Annotated in this window: 18 protein-coding genes; 12 read left to right on the top strand and 6 right to left on the bottom strand. The window is 47.9% G+C overall.

From position 1 onward, the window contains the following. Positions 1–64: 64 nt before the first annotated feature. From obgE to OEU88_RS05095, 12 genes are all read left to right on the top strand, one after another. Positions 65–1129: a GTPase ObgE gene (obgE, locus tag OEU88_RS05150; protein WP_262694046.1), complete on the top strand. Its 1065-nt coding sequence runs from the start codon at positions 65–67 to the stop codon at positions 1127–1129. A 20-nt stretch (positions 1130–1149) separates the two neighbouring features. Further along, a complete protein-coding gene (proB, locus tag OEU88_RS05145; RefSeq protein WP_262694045.1) occupies positions 1150–2280 on the top strand; it encodes a glutamate 5-kinase in 1131 nt (376 codons plus the stop codon). Between the two features lie 32 nt (positions 2281–2312). Continuing rightward, positions 2313–3578, top strand: coding sequence for a glutamate-5-semialdehyde dehydrogenase (locus OEU88_RS05140; protein WP_262694044.1), 1266 nt, complete (start codon positions 2313–2315; stop codon positions 3576–3578). Positions 3579–3583: 5 nt separating this feature from the next. Continuing rightward, positions 3584–4213, top strand: coding sequence for a nicotinate (nicotinamide) nucleotide adenylyltransferase (nadD, locus tag OEU88_RS05135; protein WP_262694043.1), 630 nt, complete (start codon positions 3584–3586; stop codon positions 4211–4213). Positions 4214–4229: 16 nt separating this feature from the next. Continuing rightward, positions 4230–4658: a ribosome silencing factor gene (rsfS, locus tag OEU88_RS05130; protein ID WP_262694042.1), complete on the top strand. Its 429-nt coding sequence runs from the start codon at positions 4230–4232 to the stop codon at positions 4656–4658. A gap of 84 nt (positions 4659–4742) precedes the next feature. Beyond that, complete coding sequence (gene rlmH, locus OEU88_RS05125) at positions 4743–5204, top strand: 23S rRNA (pseudouridine(1915)-N(3))-methyltransferase RlmH (protein WP_262694041.1); 462 nt, start codon at positions 4743–4745, stop codon at positions 5202–5204. Positions 5205–5305: 101 nt separating this feature from the next. Further along, the gene (locus OEU88_RS05120; RefSeq protein ID WP_262694040.1) at positions 5306–5965 is read left to right on the top strand and encodes a TrmH family RNA methyltransferase; all 660 of its coding nucleotides are present in this window, start codon (positions 5306–5308) and stop codon (positions 5963–5965) included. A gap of 109 nt (positions 5966–6074) precedes the next feature. Then, positions 6075–7613, top strand: a complete 1539-nt coding sequence (gene gpmI, locus OEU88_RS05115) for a 2,3-bisphosphoglycerate-independent phosphoglycerate mutase (protein WP_262694039.1) — start codon at positions 6075–6077, stop codon at positions 7611–7613. 91 nt (positions 7614–7704) lie between these two features. Further along, positions 7705–8883, top strand: a complete 1179-nt coding sequence (locus OEU88_RS05110) for a murein hydrolase activator EnvC family protein (protein WP_262694038.1) — start codon at positions 7705–7707, stop codon at positions 8881–8883. A gap of 52 nt (positions 8884–8935) precedes the next feature. Further along, on the top strand, positions 8936–10267 hold the full coding sequence (locus tag OEU88_RS05105) for a S41 family peptidase (RefSeq protein WP_262694037.1): 1332 nt from the start codon (positions 8936–8938) through the stop codon (positions 10265–10267). Between the two features lie 38 nt (positions 10268–10305). Then, entirely contained in the window at positions 10306–11286 is a 981-nt protein-coding gene (locus OEU88_RS05100) for a divergent polysaccharide deacetylase family protein (RefSeq protein WP_262694036.1), read from the top strand. A 26-nt stretch (positions 11287–11312) separates the two neighbouring features. Beyond that, on the top strand, positions 11313–11768 hold the full coding sequence (locus tag OEU88_RS05095; protein ID WP_262694035.1) for an RNA pyrophosphohydrolase: 456 nt from the start codon (positions 11313–11315) through the stop codon (positions 11766–11768). 109 nt (positions 11769–11877) lie between these two features. Here the strand turns inward: OEU88_RS05095 and atpC are convergent, their stop codons facing one another. The 6 genes from atpC to OEU88_RS05065 all read right to left on the bottom strand — a co-directional run bounded on the left by atpC (position 11878) and on the right by OEU88_RS05065 (position 19245). After that, positions 11878–12282, bottom strand: a complete 405-nt coding sequence (gene atpC, locus OEU88_RS05090) for an ATP synthase F1 subunit epsilon (RefSeq protein ID WP_262694034.1) — start codon at positions 12280–12282, stop codon at positions 11878–11880. Between the two features lie 20 nt (positions 12283–12302). Then, a complete protein-coding gene (gene atpD / locus OEU88_RS05085; protein ID WP_262694033.1) occupies positions 12303–13721 on the bottom strand; it encodes a F0F1 ATP synthase subunit beta in 1419 nt (472 codons plus the stop codon). Between the two features lie 25 nt (positions 13722–13746). Beyond that, on the bottom strand, positions 13747–14637 hold the full coding sequence (locus OEU88_RS05080; RefSeq protein ID WP_262694032.1) for a F0F1 ATP synthase subunit gamma: 891 nt from the start codon (positions 14635–14637) through the stop codon (positions 13747–13749). Positions 14638–14663: 26 nt separating this feature from the next. Then, on the bottom strand, positions 14664–16196 hold the full coding sequence (gene atpA, locus OEU88_RS05075; protein WP_262694031.1) for a F0F1 ATP synthase subunit alpha: 1533 nt from the start codon (positions 16194–16196) through the stop codon (positions 14664–14666). Then, positions 16196–16756 (bottom strand): F0F1 ATP synthase subunit delta, encoded by a 561-nt coding sequence (locus OEU88_RS05070; RefSeq protein ID WP_262694030.1) that lies wholly within the window; start codon positions 16754–16756, stop codon positions 16196–16198. Before OEU88_RS05070 ends, atpA begins: the two co-directional genes overlap by 1 nt. 272 nt (positions 16757–17028) lie before the next feature. Beyond that, positions 17029–19245, bottom strand: a complete 2217-nt coding sequence (locus OEU88_RS05065) for a primosomal protein N' (RefSeq protein ID WP_262694029.1) — start codon at positions 19243–19245, stop codon at positions 17029–17031. Positions 19246–19323 lie beyond the last annotated feature (78 nt).

Genomic DNA, 19323 nt, shown 5'->3' with positions numbered 1-19323 from the left:
ACATAATGATTGGCAGATCAATCACACACTTTGCGCGTGTGCAATGATCTGATACAAGCAGCCCATGAAATTTGTTGATCAAACACGTATATTCCTGAAAAGCGGGCCCGGCGGTAACGGCTGCGTTTCCTTTAGACGTGAAAAATACATTGAGTACGGCGGGCCAAACGGCGGCGACGGCGGCAAAGGCGGCGACGTCGTGATCGAGGCCGTAACCGGCTTGAACACACTTGTCGACTATCGTTACAAACGCCATTACAAGGCACCCAAAGGCCAACATGGCATGGGCAAAAACATGACCGGTGCATCTGGTGATGACCTTGTAATGAAAGTGCCTGTTGGCACACAGGTTTTCGATGAAGACATGGAATTCCTGATCGCTGATCTTGCCAAGCTCGGTGACCGTGTTGTGCTCGCTAAAGGCGGCGACGGCGGCCTTGGAAACACACATTTCAAATCCTCAACCAACCGCGCACCGCGCAGAACCACTCCGGGCGGCGAAGGTGAAGAATTGTGGGTTGTGCTTCGGCTTAAACTGATCGCAGATGCAGGCCTACTTGGCCTCCCGAACGCTGGAAAATCAACATTCCTCTCTGCAGTCTCACGAGCACGCCCTAAAATTGCAGATTATCCATTTACAACAATCCGCCCACAGCTTGGTGTGGTCGGTGTTGGTCAAAACGAATTCGTCATGGCAGATATTCCGGGACTAATCGAGGGAGCCAGCGAAGGTGTCGGTTTGGGGCATCGTTTCCTCGGTCATATTGAACGTTGCGGCGTACTGCTGCACCTTGTTGACGCAACAGAAGAAGACGTGGTGGCCAGTTACGAGACTATCATGACCGAAGTTGAAGCTTACGGCGGCGACCTGACCGGCAAACCAATGATCATCGGATTGAATAAATCGGATGCAGTTTCGGACGAGGAACTGGAAGAGAAACGCGTTGCCCTTGCCGATGCTGCAGCACGGCCTGTTATGACGCTTGCAGGTTTCACCGGTGACGGTGTGAAGGAAATTCTCTCAGCCCTTTGGGATGTGGTTAAAGAAGACATCGCCAAGCGTGCAGCTCAGGAAGGATTGGACGAGGAGCAAGGCGCATCTGCTGACGGCGGATGGTCCCCTCTTTAAGCCAGTAATTGAAAGACGTGATGGTGACCCAATTATCACAGGAAAAGCTGAAAGCAGCAAACCGCATTGTCATTAAAGTTGGTTCATCTTTATTGATCGATAATGATGGTAACGCGCTAAGGCAAGGCTGGCTTGAGGCCCTGGCTCACGATATAAAAACCCTTCGAGATAATGGTAAGCAAGTTATCTTGGTTTCATCCGGGGCAATTGCACTTGGCCTTGGTGGCTTAGGGTTGGTGCAACGTACCAACCGTCTAGAAGATGCACAAGCAGCAGCCGCTATTGGTCAAATTCAACTCGCACAGGGTTATCAGGACGCTTTTGCAGCGCAAAAACTCTCGATTGCTCAAATCCTGTTAACACTTGATGATCTGGAACACAGGCCGCGATATTTAAACGCACGCAACACTGTGGAAACACTCATCGAAAACGGTGTGATACCGGTGATCAACGAAAATGATACTGTTGCGACAAGTGAAATCCGTTTTGGCGACAATGACCGGCTAGCCGCACGTGTAGCGCAAATGTGTAGCGCAGACCTGTTAATACTATTGAGCGACATAGACGGCTTGTACTCAACTGATCCGTCCGTGGATAACAACGCAGTGTTTATGCCTGTTGTGAAAGACCTGAACACCGATATCGAAGCCATGGCCGGTCCGGCAAAAACCACTGCTGGTACTGGCGGCATGGTTACCAAGCTACTTGCAGCGAAAATTGCACTGGCTGGCGGATGCTCAATGGTCATTATGAATGGTAATGGCCAGGCACCTATTAGTCGGCTTGAAAAAGGGGAACGTTCAACCTGCTTCCCTGCTACAAGTGACCCACTGACGCGCCGCAAACAGTGGATTCAGAGCATGATGGCACCGAAAGGGGTCGTTACGATTGATAACGGCGCCTTCAAAGCCCTTAGCGGCGGCGCGAGCCTGCTGCCTGCCGGAGTGAAAGATGTTTCTGGTGCGTTCATGCGCGGTGACCTTGTTGCCTGCAAAGGACCGGACGGAAACATCGTTGCGCAAGGGCTTGTTTCATATGATGCAGCAGACGCAAAACTGATAATGGGTTTGAAAACATCAGACGTTACTCCAGTTTTAGGTTATGCTGGGCGGGCAGCACTAATTCACCGCGATGATCTTGTTATCTTGTAAACAAGGCATACAAAACAACTCATACGGTACTTATGTCAAAAATAGATTCAATTTCAGCGTTAATGAACAAGGTCGGCATGCAAGCACGCGTGGCCACTGGATCACTGGCGCATGCATCAACTGATCAAAAGAATGATGCCTTAAAAGCAGCGGCTAATTATATTCGCGAACGCGCTGAAGATATATTAAAAGCCAATAAAACAGACATCGCTTTAGCAGAAGAAAAAGAGCTGTCGGCTGCAATGCTTGATCGGCTCACACTTGATGCGGAACGTATAGAATCAATTGCAAAAAGCCTTGAAGACATTGCAGCGCTACCCGACCCGATAGGTGATGAAATAGCATCATGGGAACGACCTAATGGCCTGCAGATTAGCCGCGTGAGAACACCGCTGGGCGTTATCGGCGTTATATATGAAAGCCGCCCGAATGTAACGGCTGACGCTGGTGCATTATGCCTTAAGGCAGGTAATGCCGTGATACTGCGCGGCGGCAGCGAGAGCTTTAACTCCAATGCAGCTATTCATGCTTGCTTAACTGCTGGGCTGATGGAGGCAAGTTTGCCTGAGCACGCGGTTCAACTCGTCTCTACACGTGACAGAGCTGCCGTTGGCGTAATGCTGACGATGAATGGTATTATTGACATTATTGTGCCGAGAGGTGGACGGTCACTAGTGGAACGCGTGCAGTCTGAGAGCCGTGTGCCTGTCTTTGCTCACCTTGAAGGTATATGCCATGTGTATCTGCATACGAATGCCGACCCAACAAAAGCAAAAGAGATTGCGCTTAATGCGAAGATGCGTCGCACTGGCATTTGCGGTGCCGCTGAAACCTTACTTGTGGACCGCGCTTTTGCACAACAACTACCAGACATTATTGACGAGCTAATTAATGCTGGTTGCATGATCCGCGGCTGCAGTGAAGTACAGGCACTTGATGCACGCATTGAACCTGCAACTGACGAAGATTGGCGCACTGAGTATCTGGACGCGGTACTATCCGTAAAAATCGTTAATGACTGTGATGCAGCGCTTTCACATATTGCGGCTTATTCATCCAGCCATACAGAGTCGATCGTGACTGAAGATGCTGTCGCAGCAGAAATGTTTTTAAACCGCGTTGATAGTGCAATTGTTATGCATAATGCCTCAACCCAATTTGCAGATGGCGGCGAATTTGGCATGGGTGCAGAAATTGGTATAGCGACAGGGCGTATTCATGCCCGCGGGCCTGTCGGCCTGGAACAACTGACCAGCTTTAAGTACCGCGTGCGCGGCAATGGCCACACTAGGCCATGATCAGAATGCCAACGTCGGTTAACATCAATACGCTTATGCCGCTGGCAGCACGCTGGCAAGGGCGCACAATTGGTTTATACGGCGGCAGCTTTAACCCTGCTCATCAAGGCCACGTGCATGTCGCAAACGAAGCGGTAAAGCGATTGAAGCTTGATATGATGTGGTTGATGGTCAGCCCCGGTAACCCGCTCAAAGAAAAACAGGGGATGGCGAAGCGTAAAAAACGTAAAAAGAGCCTTAAAGCATTGATCGGTAATCACCCCCGTATGCTGGTAACAGACATTGAGAAAAGGCTCGGCACCAGAAACACATATGATACGCTTAAAAAACTAACCGCGGCCATGCCTAAAACCAGATTTGTCTGGATAATGGGTGCTGACAATTTAGCAACATTTCACCATTGGTATAAGTGGCAATCAATTGCACAGATTGTACCCATTGCGATTTTTGACCGCCCGGGGTATTCTGTAACCGGATTAAGCAGTCGGTTTGCCAATAATATGGCACGGTTTCGTGTACCTTATCAGCGATTGAGCTTAGTCGATGCACCGGCATGGAGCTTTGTGACGATTCCTCGTCATAACGGTTCAGCCACAGAGATTCGCGACCAAAAAGGCAATAAGTGGTGGCGATAAATGAAAGGAAACCTAGTTGCACGCATCATCGGAGACGCCAAGCGTCACTGATCCTGTCCCGGCCATTAAGGCCGAGGATCTTCTTAAATCCGTTATTTCATCACTAGATGACAACAAGGCGGAAGATATCACCTCAATCGACCTCGCGGGAAAAACCGGCATTGCAGACTATATGGTCATTGCAAACGGTCGTTCACAGCGTCAAGTTTCTGCGCTGACCGATTATGTCGTCAAAGACCTGAAAGCAATGGGCCTAAAAGGCATTGTTGTACAAGGACTTGAGCAAGCAGATTGGGTTTTGATCGATGCAGGCGATGTCATCGTTCATGTCTTTCGCCCAGAAGTACGCACCTTCTATAATCTGGATAAAATGTGGTCTACTGACATTGAAGCAGGCGCAGACAGCGCGGATGATGAAGTGATAGACCCTGCTCTATTGAACTAAGTGGCATCATAAAGTTTAGTCGCAAGAGAGCACGTTATTTTCAATCATTGTATGTAGCTGGGATAACTTCCCGGAGGAATAACTTTGCATATATCCATTATTGCTATCGGCCGCATGCAGCGCGGCCCAGAATATGAGCTTGTGCATCAATATTTGAACAGGCTCCCTTGGAAATATGATGTCGTAGAGATCGAACTTAAGAAACAAGCCGCTCAAGCAAAAGAACGAAAACTACGTGAAGCGGAACGCCTAAGCGCTGCTATCCCTAACGGTGCAGCAGTTATTGTACTAGATGAAAACGGGCGTGCTCTCAAGTCACGTGAACTTGCCGGCAAGATTGATAATTGGCAATCAATTGGTATTAGCAATCTCGCATTTATTATTGGCGGCGCTGATGGCTTGGATAAAGACTTTATCGCAAAAGCAGACCTGAAACTTGCATTTGGTAGCTTAACATGGCCCCATATGATGGTGCGTGCGATGATAGCCGAACAGATATACCGCGTGTGGTCGATAAATGCTGGTCATCCTTACCACCGCGACTAAGTAGTTAATCAACTACAAATCCTAGATTGACTTCTCAGAACAACTAAAGCCATTGTCGGCATTATTCTTAATTTACTTCTTACGGTTGGTATTATTGATCTATGGACAGCGAAAAAGCGAAAAAATCAAAAGCATCAGTTCGAAACCGAGCAGACGCAATAAAACCATTCCAATGCAAGAATTTAATTGCTGTTATAGAAGACCCACATGACATCAAAAACATTGGAACAGTCATTCGAAACGCGAATGCCCTTGGCGTCGAAAAAGTCTATATTGTTGATACACGTGGTGCATTACCAGATGATTGGCAAGACATGCGTGAAAGAAAATCACTCTCAAAAACGTCTGTTTCAGCCGTAAAATGGACATTTGTCAAACGTTTCGACAGCACAAAAAACTGTTTAGATCACTTAGAAAAAAACGGCTTTAAATCTATTGTAACCTCACCACATGTTAAAGGTAAGACCAATGTTTTCTTGCACGAAGGTAACTATAAGCAACATACAAAGCTAGCAGTTTGGTTTGGCAACGAGAGGCGCGGCATTAGTGAAATGGCTGTAGAGAGCAGTGAAATGTGCGTGGCGATACCAATGTTTGGAATGATTGAAAGCTTAAATTTAGGTACTAGCTCAGGTATTGTTCTATATGAAGTTACCAAGCAGCGCCGGGAGTATCAAAGTCAATATCGTCGAAGTAGAAATAAAGGGAAGCGTTCAGAGCCTCTACCAACTGAAATGCCTCACGAAGAAAAAACCGTATAAACACATATACACTTCTAATTTCTTAAGTAAGAAGCGTGATCAATATACTTCAAATGAATACCTAGAAACCTCAAGCTAAGTCGAAGCAGAACATTCAGGATGACCCCAAATGAACTCAAATTCTGTTGAAGTCAAAAAACCCGTTGTATTATGCATACTCGATGGATGGGGTTATAGCGATGACATCGCACACAATGCCATCAAGCAAGCAAACACCCCTACCTATGATCGCTTATGGGACACATGCCCGCGGGCCTGGCTCGCTACAAGCGGTCTTGCTGTTGGTTTACCAGATGGGCAGATGGGCAATTCAGAGGTCGGGCACATGAATCTTGGTGGTGGGCGTGTTGTCCTGCAAGACTTGCCGCGCATTGATACCGCCATTGCAGATGGTAGCCTAGCCAACAATCCAGCGCTTGTTGCTTATATAGAAAAGTTAAAACTATCGAACGGCACAGCCCATTTAATGGGGTTGCTATCCCCTGGCGGCGTACATAGCCATCAAAATCACATGGTTGCGCTGGCCAACATCATTACCGGTGCAGGTGTTCCTGTAAGCATTCATGCTTTCCTTGACGGCCGTGACACACCGCCACGTTCAGCTATAGCATTCATTGAGGCCTTTGAAGGTAAAATCAACGACCCTTCACTTGCCAAAATTGCATCTGTTTCAGGGCGCTATTATGCAATGGACCGGGATGCGCGCTGGGACCGTGTTGAGAAAGCATACGATTCTATCATGGGCAACGAAACACACAAGGCATCATCAGCCATTGCCGCTGTTGAGCATGGGTATGCGCATGACCTGAACGATGAATTCATTTTGCCTACAATTATTGGCGAGTACACCGGGATGAAAGACGGTGACGGACTGCTGATGGCAAACTTCCGCGCTGATCGTGCCCGAGAAATTCTTACTGCATTTCTTGATCCCAATTTTGATGGTTTTGCACGCAAACATCTGCACAACTTTTCTGCAGCAGCAGGTATGAGCGAATATTCTGAAGCATTGAGCACATTTCATAGTGTTTTGTTCCCATCTGCAGCGCTAAAAAACAGCCTGGGCGAAGTTCTGGCAAATCATGGCATTCCTCAATTAAGGATTGCAGAAACCGAAAAGTATGCTCATGTCACGTTCTTCTTCAATGGTGGTATTGAGCCAGTTTTTGAGGGTGAAGACCGTATTCTCGTACCATCACCCGATGTTGCGACATATGACCTGAAACCTGAAATGTCAGCACATGAAGTTACCGACAAACTGGTTGACGCAATCACATCCGGCAAGTACGGCACGATTATTGTGAACTATGCTAACCCGGACATGGTTGGCCACACTGGTGTTATGTCAGCCGCGATAAAAGCTGTGGAAACAATAGATGGTTGCCTTGCGCGCCTTGAAACAGCGGCTAAAGAAGCAAGTGCGGCATTGCTTGTGACAGCTGATCACGGCAATGTAGAAATGATGACCGACAACGAAACAGGCCAACCACATACTGCACACACATCATTTGATGTGCCAATAATCATGGTAAATGACACGCGCAAAATTGAAAATGGTTGCTTAGCCGATGTTGCCCCGACAATATTGTCCATTATGGGTATTGCTCAACCTGAAGAGATGACAGGCAATAACCTGTTAAATCCGTGAAATGCTAGCAACGGAGCAGAAGAAACTGTCTCAAGAACTACATCACATCAAAGCCGCAACCTATAGCTCTGCCATTCGGCGCAGCTGCTATATGGCTATGCTTTTTTGCATACTTGTTTATGGCATTGGCAGCGCTGTATACGCACAAGACAAAGATGATGCGAACGAAAAGCTAAAGCAAATTGAGCAAGAAATAACGGATAGTAAACGCCAACAGGACATTCTGGCACAACAGGCTAGGCGCGCTGAAACTGCGGCTTCTGCCTTATCAACCAAGTTAATCGCTGCCGCTAAAGAAATTCAAGTGACTGAAGGCAATGCCTCACGTTTAGAGTTGCGCATCGACACACTGGAAACCGAACAAGATGCTAAACAAAGTGATCTTCTTGCAAACAACAAAAATATTGTAGAACTGATCGCAGCTTTGGAACGGTTGTCTAAACGACCTGCCATCCTGACGCTACTAAAGCCAGACGAAGCTATTTCAACTGCACGTTCCGCAACGATTATGGCATCATTAGTGCCACTCGTTGACGCCAAAGCCACGTCCTTAAAACGTGACCTCGAAGCTCTCAATGCCATCCAGAAAGATTTAGCCGACGAACGGTTTAAATTAAAAAACAGCCTTCAAAAATTAACCGAAAATCAACAGACTCTTGCTTCACTGTTGGCGCAGCGTAGAGCAGAGGCAGAGCAAGCATCAAGCCGTGCCCGGGCGCTAAGCAATGAACTACGGAGCTACGCACAGGAAGCACAAACCTTGCGGGAATTGGTCGCGAAACTGGAACAACAGAGCGCAAATGCACGCAGAACAACATCTCGTCGTGGTACGACCGTCGCAAGAAACATTCCGCGTGGCAGTGGCGAAGGGTTGCGAGCATTACGTGGTCAGTTACCGTATCCGGCAGTGGGTCCTGTTGTTAAACGCTTTGGAGCAGCTGACGGTGCAGGAAAGTCACGAGGTATTCGAATTCGGGCGCGAAAAAATGCTCAAATAATTGCGCCCTATGATGGCCGTGTTGTTTTTGCTGGACCGTTTCGCGATTATGGTCTTTTGTTGATCATTGATCACGGTGATGGTTACCATAGTCTGCTTGCAGGCTTTGATAAAATGCAAGGTACTGTTGGACAGTGGGTTTTAATGGGTGAACCTATTGGTGTGATGCAAGACACAAAAGTGTCAGAAGACCTTTATCTGGAATTGCGTCACAACGGTAACGCAATAAACCCGGCACCGTGGTTAAAAAGAGATACCGCAAGTGCAAGATAGTTAGTTACGAGTATGTACAAAGCGTAAGAGAAGTAAGTGGAAGGTAGTTAATATGCGTAAATTTATAGCAAGCACAGTAGTGGCATTCATGATGGTAATGCCGAATAGTGCTCATGCCGTGAATGATCAGGATGAGTTTTACCAGCAGCTTGATCTGTTAATGCGCATATTTGAGCGTGTCCGTTCCGAATATGTTGACGAAGTTGACGATAAAGAAGTTATTGAAGCAGCCATTCAAGGCATGCTGAAATCCCTTGATCCTCACTCTACATACCTAAACCCTGACGTTTACCAACAGGTTCGCGTGCAAACACAAGGTGAATACGGTGGCCTTGGTCTTGAAGTGCAAATGGAAAACGGTGTTGTAAAGGTAGTATCACCTATTGATGACACGCCCGCTGACAAGGCTGGTATTCAAGGCGGGGATTTCATCACCCACATTGATAGCAAACCTGTAGTCGGCAAAACGCTTACTGAAGCAGTAAAGCAAATGCGCGGCCCTGTAGATTCGACCATTAATATTACCGTTGTTCGTGAAGGCGAAACGGCACCTTTTGATGTTGAAATTACGCGCGAGAAAATTCTCGTGAAATCTGTACGGCACAGAATTGAAGATGAAACAATCGGCTATATACGTGTGACTACATTTAACATGCAAGCTGGCGAAGGCGTTGAAAACGCGATTAATAGCATTCTAGATGAAGCTGGTGATCAGTTGGATGGTGTTGTATTGGACCTGCGCAACAACCCCGGTGGCTTGCTGGATGAAGCAATCCGAATTTCTGATGCCTTCCTAAGCCGCGGCGAAATTGTTTCAACTCGTGGCCGCCGCCGTCAGAACAACAGCCGTTGGTATGCAACAGCAGGAGATATGCTGGACGGCATTCCAGTTGTTGTTCTCGTGAATGCAAACTCAGCTTCTGCATCTGAAATTGTGGCCGGTGCACTCCAAGACCATCGCCGTGCTGTTATCTTAGGTGACAAGACATTTGGTAAAGGTACTGTACAAAGTGAAATCAGGCTTGGCCGGTCAGGTGACAAAGCAATCCGATTGACCACAGCTCGTTACTTCACACCAAGTGGTGCTTCCATTCAGGAACGCGGCATTGAGCCGGATATCGAAGTGCTGTTTCCAAATCAACGCCGCCTAAAGGCACGCAGAGAAGCGGATTTACAAAACCATATTATCAACGACCAGGAAAACCAGGACCGCGCCGGAGAGTTTGATCCTATCTCTGAAGAAGAGTTGACAGAAGAAGACCCAAAACCAGCGGAGGGTGAACCTGTTGTTGATGTACAGTTGCGCCATGCAATCAAGTTATTGAAAAACATGTCTAGCTTGCCAAAAGCACAAGTTGCGGAACTACAAGTAACTAAGCCTTAATACTTTCTGCAGTAATGACTGTTTAACAAAGGCCCATTATGCCAACTACATTTAAGCCACTTCTTATTGCCTGGATAGCGAGTCTAGTTATTGTTCTAGGTGGCCTCATGCTGCTTCAGGTTACCTATGACCCTGTTCTCGAAGAGCCAGAGGCAATAGTGGCTGAGGACATAACACCAGAGCCTGAAGTTATCCCACCGCGTGTTATGCCTATTGAAGCGATTCCCGCGTTACTCGAGATGACTGACCGCGGCCCACTGCCCATCATTGGTCAGGACGGCACTGAACCTGCAAATGCATACGCCGCTAATCCCGTTGAGGCAGATGGCCTAAACAAAATAGCCATTATTGTTACAGACCTCGGGCCTATAGCACGTAATGTGCGGCGAGCTTTATCTGATCTTCCAACGCGAACCACCCTTGCGTTCTCGCCGTACGGGGCAGGCATAAACGGATGGGCTGAACAAGCCAGACGTGCTGGCCATGAGACGATGCTAATGGTTCCGATGGAACCTAACAATTATCCGCAAAATGACCCCGGTCCTCTTACACTAACCGTTAACGCTCCACGCACTGGCAATTTGAATTTGCTGCGTGACAGCTTAGGAAAACTAACTGGGTACACGGGCATTGTCACTCATATGGGCGCACGTTTCACGGCCGCTGGGCAGAGTATAAGACCAGTACTTGAAGAGCTTAAATCACGTGGCTTGATGTATATTGACAGTAGAGCCTCGACCTACTCTCGCGGGCCTGAAATGGCACGTGCACTATCCGTTCCGTCGGCGACCAACACAATTACTGGCTATCTCGATGAAGATTTGTCAGCTGCCGTAATAAATGAACGCTTGGACCAGCTGGAACAACAAGCAGCGCGTGATGGGTACGCACTTGGTATAGCGCGCCCTTATCCCGTTTCGGTCGAGTCTATTTCTGCATGGGCCGCAGGCCTAGAAAGCCGCGGGGCCATTATTGTGCCGGTCTCCCAGATCGCTGACCTGCAACCATCCGCACCGTAAAAACATGCGTCTATTGTGAGCCTGAAATGAACACACTCCCTTATCGCCCTTGTGTCGGCATAATGCTCATCAACAGCGAAGGGCGCATCTTCACGGGTGAACGCATCGATACACCCGGTGCGTGGCAGATGCCGCAAGGCGGAATTGATAGAGGTGAGCAGGCTGAGGACGCTGCGTATAGAGAATTAGAAGAAGAAATTGGGGTCGCGGCTGACCGCGTTTCGATTATAAAACAAACAAGTAACTGGCTTTACTATGATCTTCCTCCACATCTGATGGGGAAAGCATGGGGCGGAAAATACCGTGGCCAAAAACAGTTATGGTTCAAAATGTCATTACATACAAAAGACACAGCAATAAACATCGCAACAGAACACCCAGAGTTTGGACGTTGGCAATGGTTAGAACCTGATCAGGTCATCGCTCATATCGTCGATTTCAAAAAAGACATATATCAGCAAGTTCTGAATGAACTGCTTTAAACATTACAGCCTCAGAGTCATAAATTATACGCATTGGCTTTAAGTCAAATGCAGACATAAAAAAAGCGGCACAAACTGTACCGCTTTCATCACCGTTATATAAACAGCTTTAATTTAGAACTTCAGACAGTGCTGTCATCCAGGCTAATTCTTTTTCTGCGGCTAAACGCTCAACATCATCCGATGCTTTTTCAACAGCAACAACAGCTTCATTGATATCACTATTGAGTGCGTCAACATTAATGCCATCAAGCTGTAGAACCTCTTCAGCCAGAATAGTCAAACCTTCAGGACTAATCTGTGCCAAACCACCTTTAAGGAAAAACTTCTCCGGGCCAGCGTCTTCGCTTTCATAGATTTCAATTACACCGGGCCGGATTGTAGACATCATTGGTGCATGCTGTGGCAGTGCAGTAAAATCACCATCTGCACCGGGCACAACAACCATTGCCGCCTGTGCGTCTTTCAATAGACGCTCAGGAGAAACAATTTCAAAACGTAGCGTATCGCTCATGACGCCTTAAACCCTTCAGCTTAAGCTGCTTCAGCAGCCAGTTTTCCTGCTTTAGCAACAGCTTGTTCGATATTACCTACAAGGTAGAACGCAGCTTCCGGCAGGTGGTCATACTCGCCAGCTACAATCGCTTTAAAGCCAGTGATTGTGTCTTCAAGCGATACAAATTCACCAGGTGTACCTGTAAAGATTTCAGCGACATGGAATGGCTGAGAAAGGAAACGCTGTACTTTACGTGCGCGCGCAACAACCAGCTTATCTTCTTCTGAAAGCTCGTCCATACCCAGAATAGCAATGATATCCTGTAAAGATTTATACTTTTGCAGTACTTCCTGCACAGAACGGGCAACAGTATAATGGTCTTCACCCAACACTTGCGCAGACAGAATACGGCTTGTTGAATCAAGTGGATCAACCGCAGGGTAAATACCAAGCTCAGCAATCTGACGTGACAGAACTGTTGTCGCATCAAGGTGAGCAAATGATGTTGCTGGCGCAGGGTCAGTCAGGTCATCAGCAGGTACGTAAACCGCTTGTACAGAGGTAATTGAACCCTTCTTCGTAGATGTAATCCGCTCTTGCAGTGCACCCATGTCTGTAGACAATGTTGGCTGATAACCCACAGCAGAAGGAATACGACCAAGCAGTGCTGACACTTCGGCGCCCGCTTGTGTGAAGCGGAAGATATTATCAACGAAGAACAGAACGTCCTGACCTTCTTGGTCACGGAAATATTCAGCTTGTGTCAAACCAGTTAGGGCCACACGTGCACGTGCTCCTGGAGGCTCATTCATCTGACCGTAAACAAGTGCGGCTTTACTGTCGCCTTCCAGATTAATAACGCCGGACTCGATCATCTCATGGTAAAGGTCATTACCTTCACGTGTACGCTCACCAACACCGGCAAATACGGAATAACCACCGTGGCCTTTTGCAATGTTGTTAATCAATTCCATGATCAAAACTGTTTTACCAACACCCGCGCCACCGAATAGACCGATTTTTCCGCCCTTCACGTAAGGTGCAAGAAGGTCCACAACTTTAATGCCAGTTACCAGAATTTCTTGCTCTGTTGACTGATCTTCAAAAAGAGGTGCATCAGCGTGGATTGGTGCAACCTGCTTGTGACCAATCTCGCCGCGTTCATCAATTGGCTCGCCAATCACGTTCATGATACGACCTAGCGTTTCCGGACCAACAGGTACAGAAATCGGTGCGCCAGTGTCTTTCACTTCTGCGCCGCGAACCAGACCTTCAGTTGCATCCATCGCAATAGTGCGGACAGTATTCTCACCAAGGTGCGATGCAACTTCGAGAACAAGACGCTCACCGTTATTATTAGTTTCTAGCGCTGACAGAATTGCTGGCAAGTCGCTGTCAAACTGAACGTCAACAACGGCACCAATTACCTGTGTTATGCGGCCTGTGTTAGTAGCCATTTTTTACACTCCTTCGTGTAACAAACTAAAGCGCTTCCGCGCCTGAAATAATTTCAATCAATTCTTTAGTGATATTCGCCTGACGCGTACGGTTATACGTGATTGAAAGACTATCAATCATGTCACCAGCATTACGCGTTGCACTATCCATTGCTGTCATACGCGCACCTTGCTCAGACGCAGCGTTTTCAAGCAATCCACGATAAAGCTGAACTGCAACATTGCGCGGAAGCAAATCCTCAAGGATTGCTTCCTCTGATGGCTCGTATTCATATATAGCGCCAGCTAGTTCGTCAGCATCATCATCGTTTGCTGCTTCGCGCAGCGGCACAGGAATAAGCTGCTGCTTCGTATTCACCTGTACAAGCGCAGACTGGAATTTGGCGTAAAACAGTGTTGCCACATCAAATTCAGCGCGTTCAAACATCGTCAGCACTTCAGTTGCAATCGGTTGTACATCAGCAAATGCAAGGTTTTTAACACCAGACATATCTTTTGTATCGATAATCAGATGCTTGTATTCTTGACGAAGCTGCGCGAATCCCTTCTTGCCTATGCAAAGAATTTTAACTGTTTTCCCTGCATCAATAAGCTCACGGATGTGCGCTTTGGCTGCCTTAACAATGTTAGTGTTAAAGCCGCCGCACAAACCCCGCTCAGATGTTGCAACAACAACAAGCTCGACTTCATGCTGACCAGAACCTGCAAGCAATGGCGAGGCACCTGGCTGATCTTTTACAGCAGCACCAAGACCAGCTAGCACTTTCTCCATACGCTCAGCATACGGACGAGCGCTTTCAGCTGCTTCCTGAGCCCGACGCAGTTTAGACGCCGCAACCATTTTCATGGCCTTGGTGATCTTCTGCGTCGACTTAACAGAACTGATCCGAACTTTTAGGTCTTTAAGGCTTGGCATAGCTCAGGCCTCTCCCATCCAGTGTCTTAGCTAAAAGACTTGGTAAACGTTTCAAGAATAGATTTCAGCTTGGCAATTGTGTCATCAGACAGTTTTTGCTCAGAACGAATTGTTTTCAACACGTCAGCATGTTTCGCGCGCACCTCAGTGAGGAACTGCTCTTCGAAACGCGTTACATCTGCTGTAGCAATCCGATCAAGGAAACCGTTCACACCAGCAAAGATGGAAACAACCTGTTCTTCAACTGGCAGTGGGCTATATTGACCTTGCTTCAACAACTCAGTCAGGCGCGCACCGCGGTTCAACAACTGTTGCGTAGACGCATCAAGGTCAGAGCCGAACTGCGCGAACGCTTCCATCTCACGGTATTGAGCAAGCTCAAGCTTAATAGAACCCGCAACTTGCTTCATTGCTTTGATCTGCGCCGCTGAACCCACACGAGAAACTGATAGACCTACGTTAATCGCAGGGCGAATGCCTTTATAGAAAAGCTCAGTTTCAAGAAAGATCTGACCATCAGTAATCGAAATTACGTTTGTTGGAATGTAAGCAGACACGTCACCCGCTTGCGTTTCAATAACAGGCAGTGCTGTCAATGAACCACCACCTAGCGCATCAGACATTTTCGCAGCGCGCTCTAGAAGGCGACTATGAAGATAGAATACATCACCAGGATACGCTTCACGTCCTGGAGGACGACGAAGCAGAAGTGACATCTGACGGTAAGCAACAGCTTGTTTCGTCAAATCGTCATGTACGATAACAGCATGCATGCCGTTATCGCGGAAATATTCACCCATTGCTGTACCAGTGTACGGCGCAAGGAACTGCATCGGCGCAGGCTCAGATGCTGTTGAAGCAACAACGATTGAGTACTCAAGAGCACCGTTTTCTTCCAGAGATTTAACAATCTGGGCAACAGTTGAACGCTTTTGACCAACGGCAACATAAATACAGAACAGCTTCTCGCCGTCCTCTTTTGCTGCATTGTTTACGTTTTTCTGGTTGATGAACGTATCAATCGCTACTGCAGTTTTACCTGTCTGACGGTCACCAATGATCAACTCACGCTGACCACGACCAACCGGCACAAGTGCGTCAATCGCCTTGAGGCCTGATTGCATTGGCTCGGAAACGCCTTGGCGCGGGATAATGCCCGGCGCTTTAACTTCCACGCGCTGACGTTCAACATCAACAAGAGGGCCTTTGCCATCAATCGGGTTACCCAGCGCGTCAACAACGCGGCCAAGCAAGCCTTTACCTACAGGCACATCAACGATGGCGCCAGTCCGTTTTACGGTGTCGCCTTCTTTAATACCCTGGTCATTACCAAAGATAACGATACCAACATTGTCGCTTTCCAAGTTAAGCGCCATACCTTTAACGCCGCCCGGGAATTCGACCATCTCACCCGCCTGCACTTGGTCAAGACCATATACACGAGCAATACCGTCACCTACAGACAGAACCGTTCCCACTTCTGAGACTTCGGCATCTGTACCAAAATTTGAGATCTGGTCCTTGAGAACCTTAGATATTTCCGCCGCACGGATATCCATTACTGAACCCCTTTCATAGCGATTGCGAGGTTATCGAGTTTAGTTTTAAGAGAACTGTCAATCATTTGCGACCCAACTTGAACCTTAAGGCCACCAAGCAGGTCTTCATCGATAGCAGCATCAATAGTAACATCGCTACCAATTGCTGCTTTCAAATTCTTAGCAAGAGAAGCCTCTTGCGCTTTAGTCAGCGCTTTCGCGCTGATTACCGTTGCACTTACTTCACCGCGGTGATCAGCGACAAGCTGCTCAAACGCGCGGATAACACCGGACAATGATGAGAGACGGCGATTCGTTGCAAGCACACCGAGAAACTTCACTGTCAGCGGTGACAGTTTAGCCGCAGTAGCAACTGCACTTACGCCGGCAAGCTGCTGTTCGCTGCTGTAAATCGGGGAAGTCACCAGTGCGTTCAAGTCACTACTATCAGCGATCATCGCGTTCAAACTTGCGAGATCAGCTTCAACGGCAGGCACGGCCTTACCATCAACAGCAAGCTCAAACAGCGCTATTGCATAGCGCCCGGATATTCCTGAAACTATCGCTTTGTGCGAGGTCACGTTGGACGATCCCTTTGGGTTAATACGACCAAGAAGGCCTTTACCAGTAATGTGCCACAAAAAGCGACACACACGCTCAAAATCTTGGCCGCTTCAAACAAAAGAAAAACCTTTGTTTCGGCGCTGACCAGCCCGAAATGCGTGCTCCCTCTAGCATGAAGATTTGATGCTTGCAAGCCGCCATATCAAGAGAATCTGAATTCTTTGAAAAAGCTACAAGTGTTGATATCTTATCTTATTGTTTTTATTGGAAAAACAGCTAATTATACAAGCTACAGGAAACTATGCGGATCAACATCAACACGGATACGCACACCTTTGACAGCTTTGGTGCTCGCAAGCCACTCTGAAATTAACCGCTGAACTGCCACCTTCCCCTTTGTATGCACAAGGAGTCGCGCTCTGAAACGCCCACGCACACGTGCGAGCGGCGCAGGCGCTGGCCCCATGAAGGCAACATCTTCAACACCCGGGGCAGCCTGCGCAAGCACTCTGCCCTGTTCCATCACGGCAGCGAGGTCTGTTCCAGACAATATGATTCCTACCATCTGACCATAAGGAGGCATATGATAGCGCGCACGCGCACGTCCCTCGGCGTCCATAAATGCCTCACCGTCACCGGACAACAGCGCCTGTACAACAGGATGGTCTGGCTCATATGTCTGCAAAAACACTTGTCCTGGTTTTTCTGCCCGGCCTGCGCGACCCGACACCTGAACCAATTGCTGATATGTGCGCTCACCGGCACGCAGGTCCCCCCCACGCAAACCAAGGTCTGCATCGATCACGCCAACTAGTGTTAAATTCGGGAAATGATAACCTTTAGTAACAATCTGTGTGCCAATCACGATATCGAGTGCACCGTCAGCAATTTGTTGCACCATCCGCGCTGTATCACGTGGACTTGTCATCGTATCACTTGTCATGACGGCTGTGCGCGCATCAGCAAACAAATAATTTACTTCTTCAAACAGGCGTTCAACACCTGGCCCGCAAGCAACTAGACTGTCCTCATCTTTACACTCGGGGCAATTGCTGGGAATGGCAGCTACATAACCACATTGATGGCATTGAATATCGCGCTTAAAACGATGCTCAACCAGCCAAGTTGAACAATTTGGACATTCAATACGATACCCGCAAGTACGGCATAGTGTCAGCGGCGCGTAGCCCCGTCGGTTCAGGAAAAGCATCACTTGCTCACCTGTCGTTAAAGTTTGTTTGATTTTTTCAACAAGAACAGGCGAAAGCCATTGCCCTGATGCTGGCGCATCTGTTCTCATGTCCACCGCATGCATTTCAGGTAATACCGCACGACCATGACGCTCTCGCAAGATCAGCTTGGTATATTTACCAGCTTCGGCATTTAACCGTGTTTCAAGTGAAGGTGTTGCACTGGCAAGCACCAATGGACAGTTAACAAGCTTAGCACGTACAACAGCCATATCACGCGCATGATACAGAACCCCCTCTTCCTGCTTGAAGGATGGATCATGTTCTTCATCAACGGTGATAAATGCCAAATTATTAAAAGGTAGGAAGAGTGCAGAGCGAGCACCAACCACTACGCGCGCTCCACCATTTGCAATTGCATGCCATGCACGTCTGCGTGCTGCAGCACCAATATCAGAATGCCAGACCACGGGCTCCACGCCGAATCGATCTTCGAAACGCTCCAGCCACTGCGATGTCAGCGCAATTTCCGGAACCAAAACCAAAACCTGTGCACCGTCTTGTTTCAGTGCCTCGGCAAGCCCTTCAAAATAAACTTCGGTTTTGCCAGACCCTGTTACACCATCAAGCAGGAATGTTTCAAATCCGCCTTCTTGCACTTTCGTGCGAATCGCATGTGATGCTGTTTCTTGTTCGTTGCTTAGTTTTGGACCAGTGATTGTAACATCTGGTTGCGGGAAGGGTGCATCAACTGCAATTTGCACACTTGTCAATGCGCCAGCTTTTGATAGCCCCTTGATAACAGCACTGGTAACACCGCATAGCCGGGCAACCTCGCTGGCTGTACGCGGCACCGAATCTGACAAAAGGTCAATCACCATTTGACGTGCCGGCGTTAACCGCAAACTTTCTGGCACAACGCCAAGCAGGAAATGTGTTCTCTCAGGCACTTCAACAAGGGAAGCAACCGCAGGCATACACATACGCAGCACACTACCCACTGGTGAAAGCGTATAGCGCGCAACCCAATCAACAAACCTGCGCAATTCTTCATTCATGGCAGGCAGAGGTGCTACGTCATCAACATATTTGAGCTTCTCAAGTGGTAAGATTTTACCGCTTTTTCCGCTCAAAGAATCCCAAACCACACCGATGGCAGGCCTGTTTGATACCTTTACCCGCACAAACGTGCCCGGCAAAAGCGGAGGCGAATCAGGTAAAACCAGATAATCAAAAGGCATATCAAATGGCATTGGCAACAAAACCGACACACGTATCGGTTCTTGATCGTCTGTGAGTAACGATGCCTGTGTCACGTACTTTACTGCCTTATGCTCAGGGATTAACGGTTTGATTATGTACAATAGGAAAGCAATAGCTCATACGCAATCACG

Source organism: Kordiimonas aquimaris (assembly GCF_025574485.1).
Classification (GTDB): Bacteria; Pseudomonadota; Alphaproteobacteria; order Sphingomonadales; family Kordiimonadaceae; genus Kordiimonas; species Kordiimonas aquimaris.
This window is presented reverse-complemented; position numbering and strand designations above follow the sequence as displayed.

Coding starts and splice junctions, on each gene's coding strand:
- atpA (WP_262694031.1), bottom strand. CDS start 16,196: ATGGATATCCGTGCGGCGGAAATATCTAAGGTTCTCAAGGACCAGATC.
- OEU88_RS05140 (WP_262694044.1), top strand. CDS start 2,313: ATGTCAAAAATAGATTCAATTTCAGCGTTAATGAACAAGGTCGGCATG.
- OEU88_RS05080 (WP_262694032.1), bottom strand. CDS start 14,637: ATGCCAAGCCTTAAAGACCTAAAAGTTCGGATCAGTTCTGTTAAGTCG.
- atpC (WP_262694034.1), bottom strand. CDS start 12,282: ATGAGCGATACGCTACGTTTTGAAATTGTTTCTCCTGAGCGTCTATTG.
- gpmI (WP_262694039.1), top strand. CDS start 6,075: ATGAACTCAAATTCTGTTGAAGTCAAAAAACCCGTTGTATTATGCATA.
- OEU88_RS05110 (WP_262694038.1), top strand. CDS start 7,705: ATGGCTATGCTTTTTTGCATACTTGTTTATGGCATTGGCAGCGCTGTA.
- OEU88_RS05120 (WP_262694040.1), top strand. CDS start 5,306: ATGGACAGCGAAAAAGCGAAAAAATCAAAAGCATCAGTTCGAAACCGA.
- proB (WP_262694045.1), top strand. CDS start 1,150: ATGGTGACCCAATTATCACAGGAAAAGCTGAAAGCAGCAAACCGCATT.
- OEU88_RS05105 (WP_262694037.1), top strand. CDS start 8,936: ATGCGTAAATTTATAGCAAGCACAGTAGTGGCATTCATGATGGTAATG.
- OEU88_RS05095 (WP_262694035.1), top strand. CDS start 11,313: ATGAACACACTCCCTTATCGCCCTTGTGTCGGCATAATGCTCATCAAC.
- nadD (WP_262694043.1), top strand. CDS start 3,584: ATGCCAACGTCGGTTAACATCAATACGCTTATGCCGCTGGCAGCACGC.
- atpD (WP_262694033.1), bottom strand. CDS start 13,721: ATGGCTACTAACACAGGCCGCATAACACAGGTAATTGGTGCCGTTGTT.
- OEU88_RS05100 (WP_262694036.1), top strand. CDS start 10,306: ATGCCAACTACATTTAAGCCACTTCTTATTGCCTGGATAGCGAGTCTA.
- obgE (WP_262694046.1), top strand. CDS start 65: ATGAAATTTGTTGATCAAACACGTATATTCCTGAAAAGCGGGCCCGGC.